Consider the following 24538-nt stretch of genomic DNA (forward strand, 5'->3'; position numbering starts at 1 on the left):
AGGATTAGCTCAGCTGGGAGAGCATCTGCCTTACAAGCAGAGGGTCGGCGGTTCGATCCCGTCATCCTCCACCATATTTATGCCGGGGTAGCTCAATTGGTAGAGCAACTGACTTGTAATCAGTAGGTTGGGGGTTCAAGTCCTCTCGCCGGCACCATCTTTTTTATATGATGGAGGGGTAGCGAAGTGGCTAAACGCGGCGGACTGTAAATCCGCTCCCTCCGGGTTCGGCGGTTCGAATCCGTCCCCCTCCACCATGTATTTTTACTTCAATAATGGGTAATACTAAGATTGCTTAAGTCAATGGGTCTTCGCCAATTGATGACTAAGCTTCAATACATTCATTGGGCTATAGCCAAGCGGTAAGGCAACGGACTTTGACTCCGTCATTCGTAGGTTCAAATCCTGCTAGCCCAGCCATTTTAATTTAATGTTTGCGACTGGACAGTGGTAAACGGAACATCTGTGACGTACCAAGGGATTAGGATGCGTCTTTCATTACGAGCCATTAGCTCAGTTGGTAGAGCAACGAGCATAGCATCTTGCAAATACTACGAGTTGTGGAGTTTACGACTTGAAAAGTGGTAAACGGAACATCTGTGACGTACCAAGGTTTAGGATGCGTCTTTCATTACGAGCCATTAGCTCAGTTGGTAGAGCATCTGACTTTTAATCAGAGGGTCGAAGGTTCGAGTCCTTCATGGCTCACATTTATGTTAACCCTTTGAAAATATTCAGGGGTTTTTATTCATTTATACACTGCGGAAGTAGTTCAGTGGTAGAACACCACCTTGCCAAGGTGGGGGTCGCGGGTTCGAATCCCGTCTTCCGCTCCATATGGGGGCTTAGCTCAGCTGGGAGAGCGCCTGCTTTGCACGCAGGAGGTCAGCGGTTCGATCCCGCTAGTCTCCACCAATACTACATACACTATTTATGCCTTAAATCCGTATTTGGATTTAAGGCTTTTTTAATGTATTTTTATCATATTTAACAAGATCGTCTGTTTATAGATCTAGGGGAAGAAAGAGGAATATAATGGAGTGACTAAGAATTAAAGATATAAAAATAAAAAAGGCGGGAATAAAGCATGAGAAAACTAGGTGATTTTTTAAAGCCGTTTAGAGTGCTGATAGGCTTTGTTCTTATACTTGTTTTACTTCAGTCTTTATCTGAATTATATTTACCGACATTGATGTCGGACATAGTGGATAAAGGTGTGGTAACCGGGAACACCCATTACATCTGGAAAATTGGGGGTTTTATGCTTTTAGTTGCAGCGGGTGGAATGATTTGTTCTATTTCTGCGAGTTATTTATCTGCAAGGGTATCATCAGGATTCGGAAAGTCACTGCGAAGCAGACTGTTTATGCATGTTTCAAACTTTTCCCTGCAGGAGCTTGATAAGCATGGAACCGCATCGCTTATAACAAGAACTACTAATGATATTACCCAGGTACAGCAGTTGTCAGTGATGATGTTGAGAATGATGGCCATGGCTCCGCTAATGTGTATTGGTGGAATTATTATGGCCTTTTCAAAGGATGCAAAATTGACCTTAGTACTTGCTGTATCTATCCCTGTACTGGTTCTTGTAATTTTTATTATAGCTAAGAGTGGAATACCTCTATTTAAAGCAATGCAGGTGAAATTAGATAATTTAAACCGTGTATTACGTGAAAATTTAACAGGGATTCGCGTAATTCGGTCTTTTAATCGTGAGGATTATGAGAAAAAAAGATTTAATGAAGCCAATGCCGATTTAATGGAAACGGCAATTAAAGTAAATAAAATAATGGCTGCCATGATGCCAGTTATGATGTTGATTCTCAATTTATCTTCAGTTGCAATAATCTGGTTTGGAGGCATCCGGATTAGCAGTGGCCATATGCAGATTGGGGATATGATGGCTTTTCTCCAATACGCCATGCAGATTATGTTTTCTTTCATTATGCTTTCAATGATGTTTGTTATGATTCCTCGTGCATCCGTATCCGCTGCTAGAATTAATGAGGTACTAGAAACCGTTCCGGATATAAAAGATCCCTCCAATCCGTCGAAAGAGGAAAGAAAAATAGGAACGATAGAATTTCAGGATGTGACATTTAGCTATCCTGGTGCAGAGGTGCCCGCCATATCTCATCTTACTTTTTCTATAAACCCTGGGGAGGTAACAGCGATTATTGGTGGAACAGGCTCTGGAAAATCCACTATCATTAATCTAATTCCTCGTTTTTATGATCCAGACAGTGGAAGAGTTCTTGTAGGCGGGATTGATGTTCGAAATGTAAAACAAGAAACACTTCGCCAAAAAATCGGTTTTGTCCCCCAAAAGGCTATTCTTTTTACAGGAACGATTGCTGAAAACATTCGGTATGGAAAAGAGAATGCGACAGATAAAGAAGTCCAGCATGCGGCAGACCTTGCACAGGCAGCAGAATTTATAAATGCTATGCCTGATGGATTTAATTCACAAATTTCACAGGGGGGGACGAATGTATCGGGAGGGCAGAAACAGCGCTTATCGATTGCTCGTGCTCTCATTAGAAAACCTGAGATTTATATATTTGATGATAGCTTTTCTGCTCTAGACTTTAAAACCGAATCCAAGCTACGCCAGGCTTTAAAAGAAGAGACCATGAACTCTGCGGTCGTAATTGTTGCACAGCGGGTGAGTACCATTATGGATGCAGATCAAATCATCGTAATGGATAATGGCGAAATTGCAGGTATTGGCACACATATAGAACTTATAGAAAAAAGCTCTGTTTACCGTGAGGTTGTCATGTCCCAGCTGTCCGAGGAGGAAATTGCATGAGCAGAGAGAAAAGCAGCCAAACTAGTCAGCCCATTTCCAGTCCAAGGAGACAAGGAGGAGGATTCGGACCGGGCAGAATGGGTATGCCAGTTCAGAAAGCCAAAGATTTTAAAGGAACATTAAAAAGGCTGATTACTTATTTGAAACCATATTATCTCCAGCTGTCAGCTGTTTTTGTTACTGCTATTATCAGTACAGTTTTTTCTATCGTCAGCCCTAAATATATGGGTAAAGCTACTACTAAACTTTTTGAAGGCCTTATGATGAAGCTGAAGGGAGTACCTGGTGCTAAGATAGATTTTGAATATATTGCCCATATTATTGTTCTCTTAATTGGACTATATATTATGAGTGCTATATTCGCTTTTATTCAGCAATATATCATGGCTGGAGTTGCCCAACGGACAGTAAGCAATTTGCGGAAAGAAATAGATGAAAAACTTAATCGTTTGCCACTCAAGTATTTTGATTCACATACGCATGGTGAAATCCTGAGCCGTGCCGTAAACGATGTCGATAATATTAGCACAACATTACAGCAAAGTCTTACACAGCTAATTACATCGATCATAACCCTGATAGGTGTAACAGTCATGATGCTTTCTATAAGTCCTTTAATGACCGCTATTGTAATTATTACTCTTCCCTTGAGTTTTTTTGCAACAGCTAAAATAGCTAAAAAGTCTCAGCAATTCTTTAAGGGCCAGCAAAAATCTCTTGGCCAGCTAAACGGTCATGTAGAAGAGATGTATACAGGCCATAAGGTAATTAAGGTATTTGGTCATGAGAAAAATTCGATTGAGACATTTGAAGAAATCAATGACAGATTGTATGAATCAGGCTGGAAGGCTCAATTTGTTTCTGGGATGATTATGCCACTTATGTCTTTTATCAATAATATTGGCTATGTTTTTGTTTCTGTAACAGGGGGAATTTTGGTAACGAAAAGGGCGATTGAGATTGGTGACATACAAGCATTTATTCAATATGCACGACAATTTTCACAGCCGATAACCCAAACGGCCATGATAGCAAATGTCATCCAGTCTACCATTGCCAGTGCTGAACGTGTTTTTGAAATTTTGGATGAAACTGAACAGATACCAGAAGATACTACTCCAATAGAAATAGATAATCCTAAAGGTGAAGTAATTTTTGAACATGTATCATTTGGCTATAAAGAAACTGAGCCGATAATAGAAGATATGAACATTGAAGTTAAACCCGGCCAAACAGTGGCAATTGTAGGTCCAACGGGTGCAGGAAAAACAACCCTTATCAATTTATTAATGCGTTTCTATGAGATTAACTCAGGAAGAATTTTAATCGATAGTATAGACAGCAGAAAACTCAAAAGGAAGGACTTGCGCGGATTGTTTGGAATGGTGCTTCAGGACACTTGGCTTTTCAATAGTACAATAAGGGCAAATATAGCTTATGGAAGGGAAGGGGCAACGGAAGAGGAAATAGTTACAGCTGCTCAAATGGCCTATGCTGATCACTTTATTAGAACTCTTCCGGATGGCTATGATACGGTTATAAATGAGGAAGCATCTAATATCTCTCAGGGGCAGAAACAGCTTCTGACCATTGCTAGAGCTATTTTAGCTAATCCAGCTATTCTTATATTAGATGAAGCAACGAGCAGTGTGGATACCAGGACTGAGTTCCAGATTCAGCAAGCCATGCAGCGTTTGATGAAGGGGCGCACAAGCTTTATTATTGCCCATCGGTTATCTACCATTCGAGAAGCAGATATGATTCTAGTAATGAACAATGGTACTGTTATCGAAAAAGGAAATCATAAAGAATTACTTGAAAACGGCGGCTTCTATGCTGATTTATACAATAGCCAATTTGCTGCAATGGATGAAAAAAAGAATGCAGGATAATAGATAAGGGTTATGGGTAAATTTTGCCTATAACCCTTTTTTTAAGTTAGCGAGTGAGAAACCGTATATATATACAAAAAAGTGTCGAGTTGAGTCAATGGAATGTAAGCGGTTAAAATAGTGGTAGAACTTGGATTAGGAGGATTTAAATATGAAAAAGCTTTCAATCATAGGAATGCCTATGGACTTGGGTCAGCTTCGACGTGGTGTTGATATGGGTCCGAGTGCAATTCGTTACGCAGGAATAAATGAAAAACTAGAAGAGTTTTTTGAAGAAATAGAGGACTTGGGAGATATCGCAATAGGAAGACCAAAGGTTGCTATTGACCCAGATTCAAAACTGCGGAATCTTGAACTGATTGTAGAAAAAAGTGAAATACTCGCGGATAAGTTAGATGAAGTTATCAAAGAGGGTTCTTTTCCATTAGTACTTGGGGGAGACCATAGTATTGCTATTGGTACACTTACAGGTGTTTCAAAGCATTATAAGAATTTGGGAGTTATCTGGTATGATGCTCATGGAGATTTAAATACTGCTGAAACTAGTCCTTCTGGTAATATTCATGGAATGCCGCTGGCTGCAAGTCTTGGACTGGGTCACCGTTCCTTAACGGAATTAGGAGGATACAGCCCAAAAGTTAAACCTGAGAATGTAGTTATTATAGGTGCTCGCTCCCTGGATGAAGGAGAAAGAAAACTGATTAAGGAAAAAGGCATCAGAGTTTATACCATGCATGAAATTGACAGACTAGGAATGGCTCAGGTAATGGAAGAAACGATTGCTTACCTGAAAGAGAGAACAGATGGAGTGCATCTTTCACTTGACCTTGATGGTCTGGATCCGGATGATGCACCTGGAGTAGGTACTCCGGTTATAGGAGGTATTAGCTACCGAGAAAGTCACCTGGCGATGGAAATGCTGGCAGAATCACAAATCATAACCTCTGCTGAGTTTGTGGAAGTAAATCCAATTCTTGATGAAAAGAACAGAACGGCGATTGTGGCTGTTGAACTGATGGCCTCCTTATTTGGAGAGAAACTATTATAAATGAAAAAGCAGCCGCTTATGCAGCTGCTTTTAATTTATGAATTTTTTCTTGAAGTTAATAAATAATATTTATTTAAAAGAAAATCAAGGCGGGTACTAGCAGCAACCACCTGATGGTCCGATAAAGATGTACTGGAAGCCAGCTGCACCATTTCCGTCCTGCACCTTTCAATGTCGTTCATTAAGTTTATTACTTGCGTGTTCATAAATACCCATCCCTTGTCCCTTTTACTATCATTTATCCCCAAAATCACCCGCTAATAAACTTGTTTTTTTACAAGTTTAGGCAAATATTTGTTAATATAATAGGTATGATATTTTCCAAACAAATTTGTATATCATTATTGGTATAGCAAGTGGCTATGCCCTCAGTTATTTTTAAAAAAGTGAAACCTTTTCCGCTATCGATTCGTATATCGAATAGCCGCATTTGAAGCGGAGGTAAAGAAATGGAAACAATCGTCAAAAAAAGGATCAAACAGGTCAAAAAAGGCGATCAAAATGCGTTTGGTGAGATAGTGGAATTATATAAAGACAGGGTGTACCATGTCTGTTTTCGTATGCTCGGTAATAAGCAGGAAGCTGAAGATGCAGCACAGGAAGCTTTCATTCGGGCGTATATGAATATAAGCAGCTTTAATCAGGATTTAAAGTTTTCCACTTGGATCTTCCGCATTGCCACGAATCTTTGTATTGACCGAATACGGAAGAAGAAGCCTGATTATTATTTGGATGCAGAAGTAGCAGGAACGGACGGGCTTACGATGTATTCGCAAATTGCGTCAGATGCTCCTCTCCCGGAAAAAGAACTTGAATCACAGGAGTTGCAGGAAACAATTCAGCAAGAGATTTTGAAACTCCCCGAAAAGTACAGATCGGCTATCGTATTAAAATATATTGAGGAGCTCTCCTTAAATGAAATAAGTGAAATTCTCGACTTGCCTCTGGGAACAGTGAAGACCAGGATTCATAGAGGCCGGGAAGCATTAAGGAAGCAGCTGCGCCATGTTTGATAAGAGGTGAATAAATTGAAATGCCCCGAACAGATAGTTGAATGGATGCATGAATACTTGGATGGAGATATCGACAGGGAAAATCAGCAGAAGTTAAATGAGCATCTGCAAAGTTGTAAAGAGTGTGAGGCAATATTTTATGAGCTGAAAAAAACTATTACACTTGTACAAGGCATATCGCAAATAAAAGCACCCGCGAACTTCACTGAAAATGTCCTGGCCCGTCTTCCAAAGGAAAAGAAGAAAGTAAGTGCGCAGCGCTGGCTCCAGCATCACCCAGTTTTAGCCGCAGCCTCAGTCTTTTTCATTTTAATGATAGGGAGCCTGCTGTCGACATGGAATCAGGATCATGAGTTTTCCGTTTCAAAACAGAATAATTTAGTGGTGAAAAATAATACTGTCATTGTGCCTAAGGGAAAAGTCGTCAAAGGCGATGTCATCGTCCGCAATGGCAAATTAAAAATAGAAGGGGAAGTACAAGGAGATGTTACGGTTATTAACGGAGAGAAATACCTTGCTTCCGCCGGACATGTAACAGGAGAAATAGAAGAAGTAAATGAAGTCTTTGACTGGATCTGGTTTTATATGAAGAAGACAGCTAAGGATGTTGTTAATATTTTTGAGTCGAATAAAACTGAGAAATAGCCTGTCGAACAGGTGGCTGTTAACTTTGGCGGAAAATAAGATAACATGGTTAAGCACACACGGCATTTCCACTACGAAAATGTCGTGTGTTTTTTGTTATTGGCTCTGGTTTTACCTGACTCTTGCTCGGCACCCGCTTCCCGCAGGCGTTCCGGAAGTCTTTCAAACTTCAGCGCCTAAGCCCCGCAAGGTCGTAAGCCAATCCGTCTGAAGGTTAAAGAGCAACCTTCTAGCCGGCTCGTCTTACGCTTGTCGCCCCTGTTCAAGGCGTTTCAGCATTTCTCTTTCTTTGTCCAGCTCCAGGCGCCCAGCGACTAGTGGCCATCCCACTTCTCCCTACGATAAGTCAACATCGAATCGCGCAGCTCTTCGTGTTTCCTTTATCTCAGTCGCAGCGGGCCCCTGTCCTTACGTCGCTAAGCGGACGCCTTACGCATTTCTATGTATATAAAATTGGTACAGGAAGAAAGTATGTTATAATGGTTAAGTTAAATTTACATAGTTGCATTTATGCTTTCTATAAATAGTACGGAGGAATAACAATGCCGTTTGCAGATTTCACGCCATTGAAGTATTTAGCCAGTATTGTTGATATTCTCCTTGTCTGGTATGTCATCTATAAACTGATCATGGTTATAAGAGGGACAAAGGCTGTTCAGCTTTTAAAAGGGATTTTTGTTATCCTCCTTGTGCGGGTGGTCAGTGAGTTTTTAGGTTTAAAAACATTAAGCTGGATGATGGAACAAGCCATAACTTGGGGATTTCTTGCAATCATCATTATTTTTCAGCCTGAACTTAGAAGGGCCCTTGAACAGCTGGGACGAGGAAAGTTTTTCTCAAGAAGCAGTGTTCCTGAAGAAGAGGAACAGGAGAAAACCGTCACAGCGATTCTTAAAGCAACCGACTATATGGCAAAGCGCCGGATAGGTGCATTAATATCCATTGAAAGAGAAACGGGCATGAGTGATTATATCGAAACAGGGATTCAGCTGAATTCAAGAATCTCTTCAGAATTATTGATCAATATTTTCATTCCAAATACGCCATTGCATGATGGGGCAGTCATTGTTCAAAAAACTACTGTCGCAGCGGCAGCCTGTTACCTTCCTTTATCGGAAAGTCCGTTTATTTCGAAGGAACTGGGAACAAGACATCGTGCAGCATTAGGTATCAGTGAGGTTACTGATAGTCTTACAGTCGTTGTTTCTGAGGAAACCGGTGGAATTTCGCTGACGAAAAATGGAGAGCTGCATCGAGACCTCAGCCAAGAACAGTTTAAGGAAATTCTTTCAAATGAATTGCTTGTAAACAGAGTGAAACAAGCTTCTTCAGCCCGGTGGAACTGGAGGGGAAAGAAAAATGGATAAACTGATGGATAATCCCTGGTTTATAAAAATTTTAGCCTTATTGCTAGCATTTTTGTTATATTCTTCAGTACCGCAGCCTACAAACAAGATAACACAGGGTAATACAAAAACCGATCAAAATACTGTAACCATTTCAGATGTACCAGTAAAAGCCTATTACGATACAAATAACCTGGTTGTTTCTGGCTTGCCAGACACCGTACAAGTAACAATCAGCGGACCTATAAGCTTAGTTCAATCAGCCAAAACACTTAAAAATTTTGAAGTTTTTGTTGATTTGTCAGACGCCAAGCCTGGTTCCCAAACAGTTAAACTGCAAATAAAAGACTTGTCTTCAAGTTTGAAAGCTACATTAGAGCCAGCCTTTGCCAACGTTTCAGTACAGTCGAAGGTAACAAAAGAGTTTAAGGTTGATGCCGAAATAAGTAAAAGCATGATTGAAGATGGCTATTCAGCCGGGGAACCGGTGGTAGAACCGAATAAAGTAAAAATTACTGGCGCAAAAGATGTAATTGATAGAATAAGTTATGTGAAAGCTACTCCTGAAATCAGAGATCCTCTTAGTAAGGATACGACAAGGCAGGCCAGAGTCCGGGTTCTTGACAGTGAGCTAAATAAGCTTGAGGTCGTAGTGGAGCCTGAAACGGTTAACGTGACGATTCCGGTAAAGAGCGTTAGCAAAACGGTTCCTATTGATATTGTTAAAAAAGGAACACTCCCGTCTGGAGTTACTATAGATTCTATTGATCTGGACACAAAAGAAGCAGCTATCAGCGCTGATGAAAATATCCTGAATACAGTGAAGAGTGTAAGAGTTGAAATAGACCAAGGACAGATTACAGATGATACAACCCTTACTCTGCCGGTAATCATACCAAATGGGGTCCTAAGGGTTACTCCTGAATTAGTCAAAGCCAAAATTAAAGTGAAAAAGGAAACATCCAAAAGTATCAGTGGACTTCTGATTAATGAACAGGGACTTCCTAGCCAATATAAAGCAACCTTTAAGGACCCTGAAGCAGGCAAGGTGGATCTGCTGGTTAACGGGTCAAGCGATACGATTAACAATCTAAAGCCAGACGATTTTAAACTTTTTATTGATTTGTCCAACCTTAATGAAGGGGACCACGATGTTAAAATTCAAGTGGTAGGGCCTTCAAACATTAACTGGGAATTGGACAAGGCTACGGCCAAGGTCAATATTTCGCAAGCTGGCGTATAATAACTGAAGGATATAAGGAGCGATTATAAATGGGTAAATATTTCGGAACCGATGGCGTAAGGGGAGTCGCAAATAGCGAACTAACTCCCGAACTGGCATTTAGACTAGGGCGCTTCGGCGGATATGTATTAACGAAAGACAAGGACAAACCGAAAGTGATAATCGGGCGTGACACTAGGATTTCAGGTCATATGCTGGAAGGTGCACTAGTTGCAGGCTTGCTCTCCACAGGAGCAGAGGTAGTGAGACTCGGTGTTATCTCTACACCGGGGGTAGCTTATTTAACAAAGGCACTTGGGGCTCAAGCAGGCGTTATGATTTCAGCTTCCCATAATCCAGTTGCTGATAACGGAATCAAATTTTTTGGTCCAGATGGATTTAAATTGTCTGATGAACAGGAATTAGAAATAGAAAAACTTCTTGATATGGCTGAAGACCAGCTTCCACGCCCAACTGGAGCAGACCTTGGCCAAGTTGTTGATTATTTTGAGGGCGGCCAAAAGTATCTCCAGTTCCTTAAACAAACTGTGGATGAAGATTTCTCAGGTATCCATATTGCACTGGACTGCGCACATGGGGCTACTTCATCACTGGCTACTTATCTGTTTGCTGATCTTGATGCTGACTTGTCTACAATGGGTGCATCGCCAAATGGCCTGAATATAAATGATCGAGTTGGCTCCACACATCCTGAAGCTCTGGCGGTATTTTTGAAGGAAAAGGGAGCAGATGTAGGACTTGCGTTTGATGGAGACGGCGACCGTATGATTGCAATTGATGAGAAGGGCCAAATTGTTGATGGCGACCAAATCATGTACATATGCGCTAAATACATGAAGGAAGAGGGCCGTCTTAAGCATGGTACCGTAGTTTCTACAGTCATGAGTAATCTCGGCTTCTATAAAGGCCTTGAGAGCCATGGAATTAAAAGTATACCAACAGCGGTTGGTGACCGTTATGTTGTAGAAGAAATGAAGAAAAACGGATATAATCTCGGCGGAGAACAATCGGGCCATATTATTTTCCTTGATTATAACACTACAGGCGATGGTCTTCTGACAGGGTTACAATTGGTTAACATTATGAAGGTTACTCAAAAGCCATTATCAGAGCTTGCGGGAGAGATGAAGAAATTCCCTCAAAGACTTGTTAATATTCGAGTAACTGATAAACACCATGTAACAGATAATGAAAAGGTAAAAGAAATAATCCAAAAGGTTGAATCTGAAATGGGTGGTAATGGACGTATTTTAGTCCGTCCTTCTGGAACAGAACCCTTAGTCCGTGTTATGGCCGAAGCGCCAACGGAGGAACAATGCAACGATTTCGTAAACCGCATTGCTGATGTTGTGAGAGCGGAAATGGGACTTGCTGAGTAATAATTGTTTTGCTAATTGATAGATGGGTATGCATAAAAGGAACGCAAAACGTCCTCTATGCATACCTTTTATTATAGCTTGGAATAATTAATTGCTGAATAGATTGACGTATTGATTATTTTAGGGTACGATTATCGTGTTTTGCTGCAGTTAATACTAGATTTATATCTCAAACAAGTGCAGCGAGCGGGCAGCCGGCACTTTCGCCAGGCATGCCGATTTTTTTGCTATTCTGAACGCATAAGTGCAACTACGGCTTGCCGTCGCCAGAGGGCTTTTGCAATCGCAGGGTTTTCTTTATTTTAAATAGAAAGGTGGATCGAAGTTAGACAGGTTTTAAAAAGCGCCAGGACTAATCCGGAGATGGGTGATTAGTTGACGAGGTGGAGGTTTATCGAATGTTCGGCGGATGCCTCCCGGCTGTAAAGCGCACAGCCGAAAATTCCTCTTTAAAACATCAGGGCAACCAGATGGACAAAGAGAGGAAATTGCGCGCAAACTAAAAACAGTGAATCGGAGATAAGGGGGCAAGGTGTGCCTCCAGAGGTTTTCTTGCCCCCTGATTAGGGAGGTAATATTTTATGTGCGGTATTGTTGGATATATTGGAACAAATGATTCAAAGGAAATTTTATTAAAAGGCCTTGAAAAGCTTGAATATAGAGGATACGATTCTGCGGGAATCGCGGTAGTAAATGAAAATGGCGTACATGTTTTTAAGGAAAAAGGAAGAATTGCTGACTTGAGGGAAAGTGTTGAGGCAGGCGTTAATGCAAACGCAGGCATCGGGCATACACGCTGGGCGACTCATGGTCCTCCAAGTAAGCGCAATGCTCACCCTCATCAAAGTGCTTCGACCCGTTATACTATTGTTCATAATGGAGTTATCGAAAACTTTGATTCCTTAAAACGTGAATTTATGGGTAACGTGGACCTTCAAAGTGATACGGATACAGAAGTGATCGTACAGATGATTAATCTCTTTGCAAATGAAGGATTAAGCACTCTTGAAGCTTTCCGTAAAACTCTTGGACTTCTTAAAGGTTCTTATGCCCTGGCTTTGCTTGATAATGAAGATAATGAAACGATTTATGTGGCAAAAAATAAAAGCCCGCTGCTGGTTGGACTTGGTGACACATTCAATGTTGTGGCAAGTGATGCAATGGCAATGCTTCAGGTAACGGATCAATTTGTTGAACTGATGGATAAGGAAATTGTCCTTGTTAAAAAGAACGAAGTGACAATCCAAAACCTAAGAGGGGAAGTAATCAGCCGTGTACCATTCAAAGCAGAACTTGATGCCAGCGATATTGAAAAAGGAACATATCCTCACTATATGTTAAAAGAAATTGATGAGCAGCCGCTTGTTATCCGTAAGATTGTTCAAAAGTATCAGGATGAAACCGGCAAGCTCACCATTGATGGGGATATTGTAAATGCCATCAACCAGGCTGACAGGATTTATATTATTGCTGCAGGTACTTCTTATCATGCCGGTCTTGTTGGTAAACAGCTGATTGAAAAAATCGCTAAAGTACCGGTTGAAGTTCATATTTCAAGTGAATTTGGCTACAATATGCCGCTTCTATCAGAGAAGCCATTGTTCATCTTTATTTCTCAAAGCGGGGAAACAGCAGACAGCCGTGCCGTCCTTGTAGAAATTAAAGAAATGGGCTATCAGGCTTTAACAATCACAAACGTACAAGGTTCAACTCTTTCCCGAGAAGCGGATTATACTTTACTGCTTCATGCTGGTCCTGAAATCGCAGTAGCTTCCACAAAAGCTTATACTGCCCAGATTGCAGTCTTGGCTATCCTTGCAGAAGTAACTGCTAAGAGCCGCGGAGTCAATCTTGACTTCGACCTGGTAAAAGAACTTGGCCTTGTAGCAACTGCCATTGAAGCACTTTGTGATTCAAAAGAAATCATTGAGCAAATTTCCCGTGAATTTTTATCCGTTACCCGTAACTGCTTCTTTATTGGCCGTGCAGTAGACTATTATGTGGGCCTTGAAGGTGCATTAAAGTTAAAGGAAATTTCCTATATCCAGGCTGAAGGATTTGCTGGCGGCGAGTTAAAACATGGTACGATTGCCTTGATTGAAGAAGGTACACCAGTTATTGCCCTCGCTACTCAAGAATCCGTAAATCTAAGCATCCGTGGCAATGTAAAAGAAGTTGCTGCACGCGGAGCAAACCCATGCATCATCTCTATGAAAGGCCTAGAGTCTGATGAGGACAGCTTTGTCATTCCTGAAGTGCATGGTTTACTAACACCACTTATCTCTGTTATACCATTGCAGCTGCTTGCTTACTATGCAGCATTGCACCGTGACTGTGACGTCGACAAGCCAAGAAACCTGGCTAAATCAGTAACAGTTGAATAATTTGCTATAACCCCTAGGGAAATCCCTAGGGGTTTTTTTTGCTTTCTTAGAAATATGCGAGTGTATCAATATTGTAAAAAGTAGTTATGAAAGACTAGTACATATTACCTCCGTTTCATAAATGAGGAATAAGAGTTAATAAATGAGTTGTATTTTTAGATTGGGATTTTTAATTAAAAATGAAAGGATTTTATTTTTCAGGAGAAAAAAACCATACTTTTTACCTATAAATAGAAGTTTGGGACATAAAAGTTTCATGGTTTTCAAGAAAAAGGCATTAGTGGATAGATTTTATATAAGTAAATCTTATGACCTTTAGTTTAATCATTCCTCTTGAAGGTATAGGTTAATAAGCCTGGTAAAAAAGTAGTCCAATTCAACTCAAAAAATTTTTTTAAGTTGAGAGGAGAGAAAAAACATGAGTGTTCAAAAAAGTACTGATAGTTCAAGCCTTGCTGAAGTAATTGACAGAATACTGGATAAAGGAATTGTGATTGATGCATTTGTCAGGGTTTCACTAGTAGGTATCGAAATTCTCACAGTCGAAGCCCGGGTCGTAATTGCAAGTGTTGATACATGGATCAGGTACGCAGAAGCTGTTGGGCTCCTCCGGGATGAAGTGCAAGAAGAAGGATTAACGAATAGGCAGATAAACAAGGAGCCGAATTTTAGTTTTTGATCTTATATAAAATAACCAACAAAATTCAAAGGAGAGATTGATAAAATGCCAACACAAGAGATAAAAGGACAAAAGTCTGAATCAAAAAAAGAACCAACACAAGAAAAGGATAGCAAGTTTTCTATGAACCAGGCTGTTATTGGAGGGGTAGTAGGGGCAGGAATTGGCCTCCTATCCAGCCATGAAACAAGCAAGAATCTCTTGAAAAATTTTAGTGAAACAGAGTTTATAAAGCACGCAGGCAATGAATTGAAAAAGACAGCCCAAGAGCTTCTAATTGAACAAGCTCAATATAGTCTAAGGCAGTTAGCTTCGAATTATAAACCCCAAGAGGAAGATCATTCACTAGCCTCTGATAAGGAAAATAATGACGAAGTGAAAGTAGATGATTCTCCAGATCAATATGAAGAAATCAAGGAAGAGAATAAAAACTTAAATGACCGCCTGGACAGAATCGAAAAAATGCTCTCTGCTCTGGCGGAATCCAAGTAATTCTATTCCTTTTAAAAGGGGGGTGAAGGGTTGGGCAAACGTGTAAAAAAAGTGGTTCGTAAGGCTGCTGAAAAATTGATAGACCACACCCCTGAACCAATAAAAGAAAAAGCTAAAGAAATAGTAGTAGAAAAAGCAAAAGAGAAAATTACGGGTCACATTCAGGAAAAAGCAAATGAGTTTACTGAAAAACTAGAGAATGGACGAGATGAATTTGCTGATAAACTGCACGATAAAGCAGGTGAGGCAAAAGAAAAAACTCAGGATGCCTTACTCTCTGCCCGTGAAAAGCTTGGGAAAGCAGTTGAGGCTGGAGAGAACCTTCAAAGAAATATTTCCTCAAAATTTAAAGACGACAATGAGCAAAAAGTGAAAGGCGTTAAAAATATCAAAACATCTAAGGATATTAAGGGCGCTACTAAGATCAAAAGTGCAGAAAAAATAAAATCATCTAATAACATTAAGACAATGGGTTCTTAATCGGAATAAAGAAAGGAGAATGTAAGAATGGCACTTCAAAAGAGTACGGATAGTTCCAGTTTAGCTGAGGTTATTGACCGAATTTTAGATAAAGGTATTGTCATTGATGCATTTGTAAGAGTCTCTGTAGTGGGAATAGAAATTCTAACCGTTGAAGCAAGGGTAGTTATTGCGAGTGTTGATACTTGGCTTCGTTATGCTGAAGCCGTTGGCTTACTTCGGGATGAGGTTGAAGAAAACGGCCTGCCTTCTCCATCAAATGAAAGACAGGGCCGCTTTAGTATTTAGTAAATCTAGGCACAGCCAGGGTTAAAATAGCCCTGGCAAGCCATGCAATCGCAGGAGGACACAATGGAAATAAAAAAGATTATTGGGAATGTTACTGATTTCTTCAATGAATACGTAGCACCGGTCCATAAAATTACTTCTGTTGTGGAAAGTGAAAACGGTGGTTGGAAGCTTACGGTGGAAGTCATTGAAGAAAAGGAATACATGAAAAAATACGCAAAGGATGAAATGCTTGGCGTTTACGAGGTCCTTCTAAATGAAGAAAAGGAAGTGACAGCCTATAAAAGGCTGGATATTCGTTATAGAAGTTCAATTAAACAAGAAGTGTAGTGGGAGCAGGAGGGAAAAAGAGTGACAGTCTTAAACACAAAAATTAACAGAAGTACACGAGCATTGGTACAAGACACCAAGACAGAAGACTTACTTTCCCGCTCATTGCAGTACTTGAAAGCTGGCTATCCAATTCATTTTACTGGGCCGTCTGGGACAGGGAAAACCTCCCTGGCACTAGCTTTGGCCAAAAAAAGAAATAGACCTGTCATGCTCATTCATGGTAACCATGAATTAAACAATAAAGATTTGATTGGTGATTTTACCGGCTACACGAGTAAAAAAGTAATAGATAACTATGTTCGATCTGTTTATAAAAGGGACGAAAGCGTGACAGAGACATGGAGAGATGGGCGGTTACTAGAGGCAGTTAAGAATGGATACACCCTTGTTTATGATGAGTTTACCCGTTCTCAGCCGTCTGCTAATAATATCTTTTTATCCATTTTAGAAGAAGGAATTCTGCCTCTGTACGGAACAAAATTAACAGAGCCGTTTGTTCGTGTTCATCCCGAGTTTGCAGTGATATTCACCAGCAATCCGGATGAATATGCAGGTGTCTATCAAACACAAGATGCACTGCTGGACAGGCTGATAACCATATTTATTGACCATAAAGACTTTGACCGTGAGGCCGCTATCGTTTCAGAAAAACTTGAAATGGAAAAGAGCAAAGCTAAAGCCATCACAACGCTTATAGCTGAAATACGGAAAGATTGTAAAGATGATAAAGGGCCGAGCCTGAGAGCCTCCCTGATGATTGCAAGGATCGCTTCAGAAGGGAATATACCAGTAGATGGTTCAGATCCTGGTTTTCAGCGCTTATGTATCGATATATTAGGCCATCAGGTGAGCCGTTGTATCGAATCTAATGAACCAATGAAAACAGCGGAAAAATTAATTATAAAAGCATGTAAAAACTTAAAGGTTATAGAGAAGTAGGGGGAGGTTTTACCAATGAGTCATGAAGAGACGAAAGGCATATATATCTTTTGTGGAATTCAGACCGAACAAGATGAGACATTCGGTGAAATAAAAATGGAAGATGAAAATAGAGAGCTTTTTACCATTCGCTATAAAGACGCTGCTATGGTTGCGGCTGAGGTTCCAATGAAAATTTATCATCCCAATAAGGATAATTTAATGATGCATCAAAACGCAGTTTCTCTCGTAATGAAACAGAATCAAACGGTTATTCCAGTTAGCTTTGGGAATGTCTTTCATTCAAAAGAGGATGTTGGCGTTCTGCTGGAAAATTTATATCCCCAATTCCAAAAACTCTTTCCAGAAATAAAAGGGAAGATTGAGCTTGGATTGAAGGTGATTGGAAAAAAAGAGTGGCTGGAATCACAAGTTAACCAGGATTCGAAAATCGAGAAAATGGCAAAAGCCGTCCAGGGTAAATCTGAAGCAGCAAGCTACTATGAAAGAATTCAATTGGGAGGAGCTGCCCAAAAAATTATTACCTCCTTACAGGAAGATGTTAAAAAGGAAGTATTTAATCCTTTAAAGGAATTAGCTGAAGCTTCAAAAGTGAATGATCCAATAGGGGAGAAGATGCTCTTAAATGCCGCATTCCTAGTGGATCGTGACAAAGAAGCTGAGTTTGATAAAGCTGTAAATGAGATGCATGAAAAATGGAAGGATAAAGTTGAATTTAACTACAGTGGACCTTGGGCGGCATATAACTTTGTTAATATCCGCTTAAAAGTAGAGGATGCCTAATGCTGCATAAGCTTGTTTCTGCACCTATTAATCTTGTGATAAAAATAGCAGAAAAGGTTAAAGAAGAAGCGGATAAAGAGTTGTATCACCTTCCAACCATTCAGCAGAAGCTTATACAGCTTCAAATGATGTTTGAGCTTGGGGAGATTCCTGAAGCAGCATATAAAGCTAAGGAAGAAGAGCTAATTATTCGATATGAAGTAGCAAAACGGCTGGAAATGGAACAATGGGAAGAGATGACAAAGAGAAAATAGGGAGAGTTGTAAAATGGGCGGTCTAATTTATTTGTATGGATTAATTCCAACAAAGGAAGAAACTAACCTATCATTTCCCTCTCTAAAAGGCTTCGATGGTATAGGTGAACTATACACCATTCCAATAGGAAGTATAACGGCAATTGTGTGTAACCTCGATGCAGAAGAGTACTCAGAAAATAGAATTAAAGAACTGATTAATAACGATATAGAATGGCTTCAGGAAAAAGCATTTCATCATCATGAAACGGTGATGATGTTATCGAAAGCCTGCACCCTTATACCATTAAAATTTTGTACTTTATATAAAAATCGAGAAAGTCTGGAAACAGCAGTTCAATCTAATGATTCTAAAATGATGAGTACATTTGCCTTAATAGATGGAAATGAGGAATGGAATTTAAAAATTTACTGTGATGATCACTTATTAAAGGACCAAGTGAGTCAAAGTCATCCAGTAATAGAAGCAAAGAGAGAAGAAATTAGTAAATTGCCTAAGGGTAAACAATTTTTTGAAAAGAAAAAGCTAGATAAATTGATTAATAGCGAACTTGAAGAAGAAAAAAACAAAGTAAGCGAAAGAATACATTTGGAACTAAAATGCTTTGCCCTTAAGGGAAATGTTAAAAGAACCTGGAGCAGTGATGTTACAGGAAGAAAAGATGATATGACTTGGAATAGTGTATACCTAATTTCCAAGTCTGAAGTTGAACATTTTTTGAAACAAATCCAGAAATATGAAAAGGACATGAAGGAGATAGGATGGCAGTTTGAGGCAACAGGGCCGTGGCCCGCTTACCATTTTTCCTGCTTTTCATAAATGGGGATGAAGATATGTCATTAAGAGAATCAGTCGAAAACAAGGATATAGCATTAATTGATATTTTGGATGTAATTCTGGATAAAGGTGTGGCTATAAAAGCAGATTTAGTGGTTTCTATAGCAGGGGTGGACTTAGTCTATTTAGATTTAAGAGTCCTCATTGCTTCTGTAGAATCTCTTGTCCAGTCACAGCAGGAAACTCGTAAAACCGTGTCTTCAGAACAATTTGATATACAGAGGGAGGAGCTGATTCATGCAACAGGCCAGCCAAACAAATGGAAAAATTAATCTAGATCCGGAAAATGCCGAGCATGGATTAGCACAGTTAGTATTAACAGTTATTGAACTGCTGAGGCAAATTGTTGAAAGGCATGCAATTAGACGGGTCGAAGGTGGGAATTTAAGTGACGAGCAAATTGAAAATTTGGGTGAGGCACTTATGAATCTGGAAGAAAAAATGGAAGAATTGAAAGAAATTTTCGGTCTGGATGCGGAAGATCTAAATATCGATCTTGGTCCCTTAGGTAGCCTGCTTTAATAACAATGCCAAGGAGGACTTCAAATGGCAATCGAACATAATATGCAATCCAGTACGATTGTGGATGTACTTGAGAAAATATTAGATAAAGGTGTAGTTATAGCGGGTGATATCACGGTGGGTATTGCCGATGTAGAACTACTTACAATTAAAATACGCCTTATTATTGCTTCTGTTGATAAAGCAAAGGAAATAGGAATGGACTGGTGGGAAACAGACCCCTATTTAAACTCTAAAGCGGCAGACAACAATAAGAAGGCTCTTGAGGAAGAAAATAAAAGATTACATGAGAGACTTGAATCTCTCGAACAACAAATAGGTACAAATCGACTAAGCAAAACCGAATTCAACTACTAATAGGAGGTTTTTTACAATGGGAGAAACTAAAAAGACTAATCTAACTGAGGAAAATAATAATCAGGAAAATAAAAACCAAAATGAAAACAGCCTGAATGTCAGTGCGATAAAGCGTTCAATTGCAGGTGGTGTAATTGGTGCAACTGTCGGATATCTTGCAACTCCTGAGACTGGTAAAAAACTTATTAAGAATATAGACGGCGGAAAAATAAAAAACAAAGGTATGGAATTGGGCAGTGCTGCAAAAGAGAAGTCCTTAAAAGCTGTGGATACCATAAAGAACACAGCAGGCAGACTATTAAAAAGTGACAGTGAAACATTAACAGAAAATTATTCGAATGACGAAAAGGAAAATTCTGAGGACGAAACCAGACTCGGAAATTCTATCCAGGAAGAATCAGCTAATAAGGATTATGATTCCTTAGTAAAAGAAAATAACGAGTTAAAAGAGTACTTGACTCAATTGGAAGACAAGCTGAAAAAGCTTACTGAAGAACAAGACGAGCAGGATGAAAATCAAGAAGGTCAAGGGGAAAATGGTCTGGGAGATTTCCATGAAGAAATTCAACAAGACGATGTAAAAAGGGATCAAGAAGGTAGCCACGAAGAAACTTCACAAGAAGACATGGAAGACGGTCAAAAGGAAAAAGCTGCAGAAGAAGGCGAGGAAGAAGGCCAAGAGAGTAAATCTGCAGAAGAAGACGAGCAAGATAGCGAAGAAGGAATAGCTTCTGAAGAAGAAAAGGAAGAAAACCAAGAGAATGAGGCTGCAGAAGAAGGGCAAGGGCTGGCAACTTCAGAAGAGGACAAGGAAGACGGTCAAGAGGAAGCAGCAGTAGATAAAGAAGAGGAAGACCTTCAAGACGAAGCAGCTCCAGACGAAGACACGGAAAATGGCGAACAGAAAGAGACTGTAAAGGAAGACAAGGAAGATAAAGAAGAGGAAGACGGTCAAGAGAAAGCAGCTCCAGACGAAGACGCGGAAAATGGCGAACAGAAAGAGACTGTAAAGGAAGACAAGGAAGATAAAGAAGAGGATGAGACTGAAGAAGAACAAAGAAGTGAAAATGAACGAGGTTCAAAAGGTACTAAATTGGAAAGTAAACAAAAGGATAAAACAAAACAACAAACTCAGACCAAAAATACATCAAAACCAAAAAAGCCAAATGAGGGAGAAAACGAGAAGCATTATTCAGTTCTTGAAAGTGATGAAGAAACCTACCTCCTTCTAGGCGGATTAAGAAAGGAAGAATAAATTATGGGTATTGAGCAGGGAACGAAGGACACTATTTTAGAATCTTTTGTACAGGCGGCTAATAAACAAGATTTTTCTTTAGATATTACTTTAAATGTAAAAGGTGATGTTATTACTGGAACAATGATAGCTGCTAAGGAATACTTTCGCATTTTAAGTGAGCTATTTGGAGAAGGTGATGAAGTTGCGCAAAATTTAAGCGAGCAGCTTTCAAAGGCAGGAAGTGCAGCAGCATCCAATGACTCGGAAGCACATTTTATCCATTTGAAGAATACAAAGGTTTACTGCGGTGACAGTAAACCAACACCATCACAAGGCGATATTCTCTGGAGAGGGAAGCTAAAAGAAGTTGACGGTTTCTTTCTAGGAAGAATTGTAGATAGCAGCACGAACAAACAATGATAGCGTATTTTATAACTGTCAGGGCAGCCTGGCAGTTGTTTTGTGTTAATACTTATTAGTTCTGTCATACTCGATAGAAGGAAGTTTAGCCTAACCGACCCTTGAGTCTTAACGAACGAATCATCATAACTGACTTTACGATAATGTTCTTCCGGCTCATTATTAATAATCATTAATATTTTTTAAAAAGTATGATGTTTAATCAATTGTGAAAAAACGTACCCACTCTAGGTGATTTGTCAATTTGGCCTCTGAGTCAGTGGGTGAATATCTTAATGTGCTCAAAGAGGCATTAATGAGGAAGGGGATTGTCGCAGTGATAAGAGCATTTCTGTCATATCATATAGCGGGAACCTGCTCGATACGTTCTGTTTAAGTGTCTGGCTGCGTTAGGATATCCGCCTTTCATATAAACAGTTCTCAATATAGATGATACCGTCTGTTTGAAGTGTCATTGCAGCTTTGTCACTGATTTGAATCGCGAATTCATCTTCAATTTCCATAGTCAGGTTCACCAGATCAAGCGAATCGGCTTTAAAGTCATTTTTGAATGATGCTTAAGCTGATATTCTCCCATTTTGACCCCCAGTTGATCTGCTATAAAAAAACTGATTTTTCAAATGGGTCAATTGGGTATCCCCAACTATTTCATGACCCATAATAACAACGTAAACTATAGCACCCATTCGTAGGGTTTGGCTTTATTGTGGGATGATCGATTTTGAACGAAATAACATTTCAGAAACTGTTACACATTTATATCCGGTTTTATTATAAAATTCTAAGATTTTCTTTAAAGCCTTAACAGTTTGTTTCCGATCGCCGCCAGAATCATGAAAAATGATAATATCACCAGGTCTGGTGTTTGAAATGACCTGGTTAATAATTTTGTTTGTACCCGGTGATTCCCAATCCCTGGTGTCCTGGTGCCATGACCACATAATAACGGTATAGCCGTTCTTTATAGAGTTTTGTACGATGAAATCATTAATGCGCCCGGCGACGGGCCGGTAAAGGGAGGGGTTATAGCCGCCTGTTATACGTTTAATCGTATTAGCTTCTTTTTTTAATTCATATTTAAACTCCGCTTTATTGGAATGAAAATTGTAAACATGATGATACGTGTGAAGGGCAATTTCGTGACCCTCTCGATATTCCCGTTTTATAATGGACGTATTTCTATCTGCCTCAGAGCCAATGACAAAAAAGGTCGCCTTTGCATTGTAATGTGCCAAGAGGTCTAAAATTTGAGGAGTGTATACAGGATTTGGTCCATCATCAAAGGTTAAAGCCACCATTTTTTCATTTGTTTTAATATCCCATATAACATGTCCTGTTTTCTCATATTCTTGCCGGCTTTTCCTAGAGGCCTCAACAGAATCACAATTGGACAAGATATAAATTAAAATAGAGATCAAATAAATGAAAGTTTTCAATGGACACCACTCCTATCGAGCTTATTTAGTGCTTATTGTTCTCCATTATGTTCATTTTAATTAGGAGCAATGAAAAGCAGGGTGCAACTTCAGAGAAATCTCTCTGGAAATTATATAGTCTGCATACAGCCTCCCTCTTTTCTCTCGTTGGTACCATTACTTAATTAGGGGGAAGAACTTATAAAAGGACGAAACAGCAACTTACGATTGCGGTTCAAATTAATTTAATCAAACGTTTGATTAAAAATGGAAAAATCCTGATGTATCAACAGTTTAAACGGGGGAAAAGAAAGCGATGAATTCAAACTGATCATATATGAAAAATAACACCGCGTCTCTTTCAAGTAATACTATAAGGAAATGTATAAAAAGGAACTGCCCATTATGTTTTTAATCAACCATTAGGGAGTTTCAAAAAGTCTGTTTTTCAAATAAACGAAAATAGATTATACTTAATTAACTACGATATGCCAAAAAGGAGGATGTACTCATGACTGAAAATAATCAATCAGAACAACCAAAAAAGAAAATCAGCCTTCAAGAGGCGATGAAGCAGCAGCTTCAAAATAAAAAGAACCAGGCTACAGCTGATAAAGGAATAGCGAATGGGGACCTTTCAACCAAAAGAATGAAAAGCCAGCAAACGAAAAAACCAAGCAATACACGAAGAAAAATGGGTGTCTAATGAACGGACAGAATAGAAAAGACGTGTTACCTGGATTGACTGTTGATATTGTTTTAAAAGCAGACCAAAAAACAGGTAAGCTTACAAGGGGTATTGTAAAAGATATTCTAACCAAATCGCCATCTCATCCCCACGGTATTAAGGTTCGCCTTACTGATGGGCAGGTTGGACGAGTAAAAGAAATTCATTCCTAATAAACAAAAGAAAAAGCATTCAGCGATGGATGCTTTTTTCCTTTTCAAGAGGAGAATGGCTATTCCCGCCCTGTATATTGCGGAACTCCTTAGGCGTTACACCTATGTACTTTTTGAACAATGATGTGTAATAGCTTTGATTGCAATACTTGAACAAATGCGCAATATCGCTCAGGGATAATTTTGAATGGAGAAGAAAATACTTTGACTCTTCCATTCTTTTACGATTTATATACTCCGAAATGGTTACACCAACTGACTCTTTAAATACCTTTGACAGATACCCGGGATGTACACCTGCAGATTCAGCTATTTTTTCTAATGATAAATCACCGATTATTTCTTGATTTATAAAAGTAATAGCTTTATTGACTACAAAATTGTAGTATGGCCGTTTCGCCCTTTTTAGCGAATTAATAAAGGAAGATACCATTTCATACTCAAGTGCTGTTATTTCCGCAAACGTTTGCATTTTTTCGATCCTTCGAATATAAACATCACTTAAACTAAAGGCGTCATCCGGAAAAACTCCCCCTTTAATAATGGAACGAGTAAAAAGTGTACACGAGCAAATAAGCGAATTCTTTAGAGATCTGATCGGATCATCTGCGAGCTTTGCCCTTTCAGTCGAATTGATTTGATCCAGTACTTTTTTCGCTTCTTCTTCATCGCACCGGCCAATGCAATCCATAAGCTGCTGTTCAAGGGAGTAGGAGGGATGGGCAAAGTAATTTTGTTTATTCTCGAGGCGGGCTTCAAAATAACCTTGAATAATCGATTGGTTTAGGTTCATATTTACTTCACCTTATAATTTTATTAAAAACTATGAAATTTTA

29 protein-coding genes and 6 tRNA genes are annotated in these 24538 nt (G+C 39.4%); 31 read left to right on the forward strand and 4 right to left on the reverse strand.

Features of this window, described 5'->3' with window-relative positions:
- Window positions 1-81: 81 nt before the first annotated feature.
- The 9 genes from AC3WR0_RS22525 (at window position 82) to rocF (ending at window position 5755) form a co-directional block, all read left to right on the forward strand.
- Window positions 82-157 (forward strand) — tRNA-Thr (locus AC3WR0_RS22525).
- Window positions 158-172: 15 nt separating this feature from the next.
- Window positions 173-257: transfer RNA gene (locus AC3WR0_RS22530), tRNA-Tyr, on the forward strand.
- A gap of 88 nt (window positions 258-345) precedes the next feature.
- A tRNA-Gln gene (locus AC3WR0_RS22535) sits at window positions 346-420 on the forward strand.
- A 215-nt stretch (window positions 421-635) separates the two neighbouring features.
- Window positions 636-708, forward strand: a tRNA-Lys gene (locus AC3WR0_RS22540).
- A gap of 53 nt (window positions 709-761) precedes the next feature.
- Window positions 762-836, forward strand: a tRNA-Gly gene (locus AC3WR0_RS22545).
- A 3-nt stretch (window positions 837-839) separates the two neighbouring features.
- Window positions 840-915, forward strand: a tRNA-Ala gene (locus AC3WR0_RS22550).
- A 172-nt stretch (window positions 916-1087) separates the two neighbouring features.
- Window positions 1088-2815, forward strand: a complete 1728-nt coding sequence (locus AC3WR0_RS22555; protein ID WP_492554383.1) for an ABC transporter ATP-binding protein — start codon at window positions 1088-1090, stop codon at window positions 2813-2815.
- Complete coding sequence (locus AC3WR0_RS22560; RefSeq protein WP_492554384.1) at window positions 2812-4707, forward strand: ABC transporter ATP-binding protein; 1896 nt, start codon at window positions 2812-2814, stop codon at window positions 4705-4707. Before AC3WR0_RS22555 ends, AC3WR0_RS22560 begins: the two co-directional genes overlap by 4 nt.
- Window positions 4708-4858: 151 nt before the next feature.
- Entirely contained in the window at window positions 4859-5755 is an 897-nt protein-coding gene (gene rocF / locus AC3WR0_RS22565; RefSeq protein ID WP_492554385.1) for an arginase, read from the forward strand.
- A 35-nt stretch (window positions 5756-5790) separates the two neighbouring features.
- Here the strand turns inward: rocF and AC3WR0_RS22570 are convergent, their stop codons facing one another.
- Entirely contained in the window at window positions 5791-5961 is a 171-nt protein-coding gene (locus AC3WR0_RS22570) for an aspartyl-phosphate phosphatase Spo0E family protein (RefSeq protein ID WP_492554386.1), read from the reverse strand.
- 243 nt (window positions 5962-6204) lie between these two features.
- Here AC3WR0_RS22570 and sigW point away from each other — a divergent pair, with 243 nt between their 5' ends.
- From sigW to gvpU, 20 genes are all read left to right on the forward strand, one after another.
- Complete coding sequence (gene sigW, locus AC3WR0_RS22575; RefSeq protein ID WP_492554387.1) at window positions 6205-6768, forward strand: RNA polymerase sigma factor SigW; 564 nt, start codon at window positions 6205-6207, stop codon at window positions 6766-6768.
- Window positions 6769-6783: 15 nt separating this feature from the next.
- Window positions 6784-7413: a zf-HC2 domain-containing protein gene (locus tag AC3WR0_RS22580; RefSeq protein WP_492554388.1), complete on the forward strand. Its 630-nt coding sequence runs from the start codon at window positions 6784-6786 to the stop codon at window positions 7411-7413.
- 542 nt (window positions 7414-7955) lie between these two features.
- Window positions 7956-8780, forward strand: a complete 825-nt coding sequence (gene cdaA, locus AC3WR0_RS22585) for a diadenylate cyclase CdaA (RefSeq protein ID WP_027324060.1) — start codon at window positions 7956-7958, stop codon at window positions 8778-8780.
- On the forward strand, window positions 8773-10002 hold the full coding sequence (locus AC3WR0_RS22590; protein WP_492554389.1) for a CdaR family protein: 1230 nt from the start codon (window positions 8773-8775) through the stop codon (window positions 10000-10002). Before cdaA ends, AC3WR0_RS22590 begins: the two co-directional genes overlap by 8 nt.
- Before the next feature lie 29 nt (window positions 10003-10031).
- The gene (glmM, locus tag AC3WR0_RS22595; protein ID WP_492554390.1) at window positions 10032-11381 is read left to right on the forward strand and encodes a phosphoglucosamine mutase; all 1350 of its coding nucleotides are present in this window, start codon (window positions 10032-10034) and stop codon (window positions 11379-11381) included.
- A 581-nt stretch (window positions 11382-11962) separates the two neighbouring features.
- Window positions 11963-13765, forward strand: a complete 1803-nt coding sequence (glmS, locus tag AC3WR0_RS22600) for a glutamine--fructose-6-phosphate transaminase (isomerizing) (RefSeq protein WP_492554391.1) — start codon at window positions 11963-11965, stop codon at window positions 13763-13765.
- Between the two features lie 418 nt (window positions 13766-14183).
- The gene (gene gvpA / locus AC3WR0_RS22605; RefSeq protein WP_492554392.1) at window positions 14184-14444 is read left to right on the forward strand and encodes a gas vesicle structural protein GvpA; all 261 of its coding nucleotides are present in this window, start codon (window positions 14184-14186) and stop codon (window positions 14442-14444) included.
- A gap of 45 nt (window positions 14445-14489) precedes the next feature.
- Window positions 14490-14936, forward strand: coding sequence for a GvpT/GvpP family gas vesicle accessory protein (gvpT, locus tag AC3WR0_RS22610; RefSeq protein ID WP_492554393.1), 447 nt, complete (start codon window positions 14490-14492; stop codon window positions 14934-14936).
- Window positions 14937-14966: 30 nt separating this feature from the next.
- Window positions 14967-15416, forward strand: a complete 450-nt coding sequence (gene gvpQ, locus AC3WR0_RS22615; protein ID WP_492554394.1) for a gas vesicle protein GvpQ — start codon at window positions 14967-14969, stop codon at window positions 15414-15416.
- Window positions 15417-15443: 27 nt separating this feature from the next.
- The gene (gene gvpA / locus AC3WR0_RS22620; protein WP_027324053.1) at window positions 15444-15704 is read left to right on the forward strand and encodes a gas vesicle protein GvpJ; all 261 of its coding nucleotides are present in this window, start codon (window positions 15444-15446) and stop codon (window positions 15702-15704) included.
- 63 nt (window positions 15705-15767) lie between these two features.
- Window positions 15768-16034 (forward strand): gas vesicle protein GvpO, encoded by a 267-nt coding sequence (gene gvpO / locus AC3WR0_RS22625; protein ID WP_027324052.1) that lies wholly within the window; start codon window positions 15768-15770, stop codon window positions 16032-16034.
- Between the two features lie 21 nt (window positions 16035-16055).
- Window positions 16056-16976, forward strand: coding sequence for a gas vesicle protein GvpN (gvpN, locus tag AC3WR0_RS22630; RefSeq protein WP_492554395.1), 921 nt, complete (start codon window positions 16056-16058; stop codon window positions 16974-16976).
- Between the two features lie 15 nt (window positions 16977-16991).
- Complete coding sequence (locus AC3WR0_RS22635; RefSeq protein ID WP_492554396.1) at window positions 16992-17759, forward strand: GvpL/GvpF family gas vesicle protein; 768 nt, start codon at window positions 16992-16994, stop codon at window positions 17757-17759.
- The gene (locus AC3WR0_RS22640; protein ID WP_027324049.1) at window positions 17759-18013 is read left to right on the forward strand and encodes a gas vesicle protein GvpG; all 255 of its coding nucleotides are present in this window, start codon (window positions 17759-17761) and stop codon (window positions 18011-18013) included. Before AC3WR0_RS22635 ends, AC3WR0_RS22640 begins: the two co-directional genes overlap by 1 nt.
- Before the next feature lie 13 nt (window positions 18014-18026).
- Complete coding sequence (locus tag AC3WR0_RS22645) at window positions 18027-18833, forward strand: GvpL/GvpF family gas vesicle protein (RefSeq protein ID WP_492554397.1); 807 nt, start codon at window positions 18027-18029, stop codon at window positions 18831-18833.
- Window positions 18834-18847: 14 nt separating this feature from the next.
- Window positions 18848-19123 (forward strand): gas vesicle protein, encoded by a 276-nt coding sequence (locus AC3WR0_RS22650; RefSeq protein WP_492554398.1) that lies wholly within the window; start codon window positions 18848-18850, stop codon window positions 19121-19123.
- Window positions 19089-19373 (forward strand): gas vesicle protein K, encoded by a 285-nt coding sequence (locus tag AC3WR0_RS22655; protein WP_027324046.1) that lies wholly within the window; start codon window positions 19089-19091, stop codon window positions 19371-19373. The genes AC3WR0_RS22650 and AC3WR0_RS22655 overlap by 35 nt, the downstream gene beginning before the upstream one ends.
- A 24-nt stretch (window positions 19374-19397) precedes the next feature.
- Entirely contained in the window at window positions 19398-19730 is a 333-nt protein-coding gene (locus AC3WR0_RS22660; RefSeq protein ID WP_492554399.1) for a gas vesicle protein, read from the forward strand.
- Window positions 19731-19746: 16 nt separating this feature from the next.
- Window positions 19747-20985, forward strand: a complete 1239-nt coding sequence (gene gvpT, locus AC3WR0_RS22665; protein ID WP_492554400.1) for a GvpT/GvpP family gas vesicle accessory protein — start codon at window positions 19747-19749, stop codon at window positions 20983-20985.
- 3 nt (window positions 20986-20988) lie between these two features.
- On the forward strand, window positions 20989-21387 hold the full coding sequence (gene gvpU / locus AC3WR0_RS22670; RefSeq protein WP_492554401.1) for a gas vesicle accessory protein GvpU: 399 nt from the start codon (window positions 20989-20991) through the stop codon (window positions 21385-21387).
- Between the two features lie 389 nt (window positions 21388-21776).
- Here gvpU and AC3WR0_RS22675 read toward each other — a convergent pair whose 3' ends face one another.
- On the reverse strand, window positions 21777-21890 hold the full coding sequence (locus tag AC3WR0_RS22675; protein WP_492554402.1) for an acyl carrier protein: 114 nt from the start codon (window positions 21888-21890) through the stop codon (window positions 21777-21779).
- Between the two features lie 198 nt (window positions 21891-22088).
- The gene (locus tag AC3WR0_RS22680; protein WP_492554403.1) at window positions 22089-22823 is read right to left on the reverse strand and encodes a polysaccharide deacetylase family protein; all 735 of its coding nucleotides are present in this window, start codon (window positions 22821-22823) and stop codon (window positions 22089-22091) included.
- Window positions 22824-23313: 490 nt separating this feature from the next.
- On the opposite strand from AC3WR0_RS22680, the gene AC3WR0_RS22685 reads away from it, so the two are divergent.
- Both AC3WR0_RS22685 and AC3WR0_RS22690 read left to right on the forward strand, forming a co-directional pair.
- Window positions 23314-23508, forward strand: coding sequence for a hypothetical protein (locus AC3WR0_RS22685; protein ID WP_027324042.1), 195 nt, complete (start codon window positions 23314-23316; stop codon window positions 23506-23508).
- Complete coding sequence (locus tag AC3WR0_RS22690; protein ID WP_492554404.1) at window positions 23508-23702, forward strand: YwbE family protein; 195 nt, start codon at window positions 23508-23510, stop codon at window positions 23700-23702. Before AC3WR0_RS22685 ends, AC3WR0_RS22690 begins: the two co-directional genes overlap by 1 nt.
- A gap of 19 nt (window positions 23703-23721) precedes the next feature.
- Here AC3WR0_RS22690 and AC3WR0_RS22695 read toward each other — a convergent pair whose 3' ends face one another.
- The gene (locus tag AC3WR0_RS22695; RefSeq protein WP_492554405.1) at window positions 23722-24495 is read right to left on the reverse strand and encodes an AraC family transcriptional regulator; all 774 of its coding nucleotides are present in this window, start codon (window positions 24493-24495) and stop codon (window positions 23722-23724) included.
- Between the last annotated feature and the right edge of the window lie 43 nt (window positions 24496-24538).

Source organism: Neobacillus sp. FW104-15D2, assembly GCF_058790155.1.

What these genes read in the sequence shown, in the direction of transcription:
- AC3WR0_RS22555 (WP_492554383.1), top strand. Translation starts at nt 1,088, where the DNA reads ATGAGAAAACTAGGTGATTTTTTAAAGCCGTTTAGAGTGCTGATAGGC.
- AC3WR0_RS22560 (WP_492554384.1), top strand. Translation starts at nt 2,812, where the DNA reads ATGAGCAGAGAGAAAAGCAGCCAAACTAGTCAGCCCATTTCCAGTCCA.
- rocF (WP_492554385.1), top strand. Translation starts at nt 4,859, where the DNA reads ATGAAAAAGCTTTCAATCATAGGAATGCCTATGGACTTGGGTCAGCTT.
- AC3WR0_RS22570 (WP_492554386.1), bottom strand. Translation starts at nt 5,961, where the DNA reads ATGAACACGCAAGTAATAAACTTAATGAACGACATTGAAAGGTGCAGG.
- sigW (WP_492554387.1), top strand. Translation starts at nt 6,205, where the DNA reads ATGGAAACAATCGTCAAAAAAAGGATCAAACAGGTCAAAAAAGGCGAT.
- cdaA (WP_027324060.1), top strand. Translation starts at nt 7,956, where the DNA reads ATGCCGTTTGCAGATTTCACGCCATTGAAGTATTTAGCCAGTATTGTT.
- AC3WR0_RS22590 (WP_492554389.1), top strand. Translation starts at nt 8,773, where the DNA reads ATGGATAAACTGATGGATAATCCCTGGTTTATAAAAATTTTAGCCTTA.
- glmM (WP_492554390.1), top strand. Translation starts at nt 10,032, where the DNA reads ATGGGTAAATATTTCGGAACCGATGGCGTAAGGGGAGTCGCAAATAGC.
- glmS (WP_492554391.1), top strand. Translation starts at nt 11,963, where the DNA reads ATGTGCGGTATTGTTGGATATATTGGAACAAATGATTCAAAGGAAATT.
- gvpA (WP_492554392.1), top strand. Translation starts at nt 14,184, where the DNA reads ATGAGTGTTCAAAAAAGTACTGATAGTTCAAGCCTTGCTGAAGTAATT.
- gvpT (WP_492554393.1), top strand. Translation starts at nt 14,490, where the DNA reads ATGCCAACACAAGAGATAAAAGGACAAAAGTCTGAATCAAAAAAAGAA.
- gvpA (WP_027324053.1), top strand. Translation starts at nt 15,444, where the DNA reads ATGGCACTTCAAAAGAGTACGGATAGTTCCAGTTTAGCTGAGGTTATT.
- gvpO (WP_027324052.1), top strand. Translation starts at nt 15,768, where the DNA reads ATGGAAATAAAAAAGATTATTGGGAATGTTACTGATTTCTTCAATGAA.
- AC3WR0_RS22635 (WP_492554396.1), top strand. Translation starts at nt 16,992, where the DNA reads ATGAGTCATGAAGAGACGAAAGGCATATATATCTTTTGTGGAATTCAG.
- AC3WR0_RS22640 (WP_027324049.1), top strand. Translation starts at nt 17,759, where the DNA reads ATGCTGCATAAGCTTGTTTCTGCACCTATTAATCTTGTGATAAAAATA.
- AC3WR0_RS22645 (WP_492554397.1), top strand. Translation starts at nt 18,027, where the DNA reads ATGGGCGGTCTAATTTATTTGTATGGATTAATTCCAACAAAGGAAGAA.
- AC3WR0_RS22650 (WP_492554398.1), top strand. Translation starts at nt 18,848, where the DNA reads ATGTCATTAAGAGAATCAGTCGAAAACAAGGATATAGCATTAATTGAT.
- AC3WR0_RS22655 (WP_027324046.1), top strand. Translation starts at nt 19,089, where the DNA reads ATGCAACAGGCCAGCCAAACAAATGGAAAAATTAATCTAGATCCGGAA.
- AC3WR0_RS22660 (WP_492554399.1), top strand. Translation starts at nt 19,398, where the DNA reads ATGGCAATCGAACATAATATGCAATCCAGTACGATTGTGGATGTACTT.
- gvpT (WP_492554400.1), top strand. Translation starts at nt 19,747, where the DNA reads ATGGGAGAAACTAAAAAGACTAATCTAACTGAGGAAAATAATAATCAG.
- gvpU (WP_492554401.1), top strand. Translation starts at nt 20,989, where the DNA reads ATGGGTATTGAGCAGGGAACGAAGGACACTATTTTAGAATCTTTTGTA.
- AC3WR0_RS22675 (WP_492554402.1), bottom strand. Translation starts at nt 21,890, where the DNA reads ATGGAAATTGAAGATGAATTCGCGATTCAAATCAGTGACAAAGCTGCA.
- AC3WR0_RS22685 (WP_027324042.1), top strand. Translation starts at nt 23,314, where the DNA reads ATGACTGAAAATAATCAATCAGAACAACCAAAAAAGAAAATCAGCCTT.
- AC3WR0_RS22690 (WP_492554404.1), top strand. Translation starts at nt 23,508, where the DNA reads ATGAACGGACAGAATAGAAAAGACGTGTTACCTGGATTGACTGTTGAT.
- AC3WR0_RS22695 (WP_492554405.1), bottom strand. Translation starts at nt 24,495, where the DNA reads ATGAACCTAAACCAATCGATTATTCAAGGTTATTTTGAAGCCCGCCTC.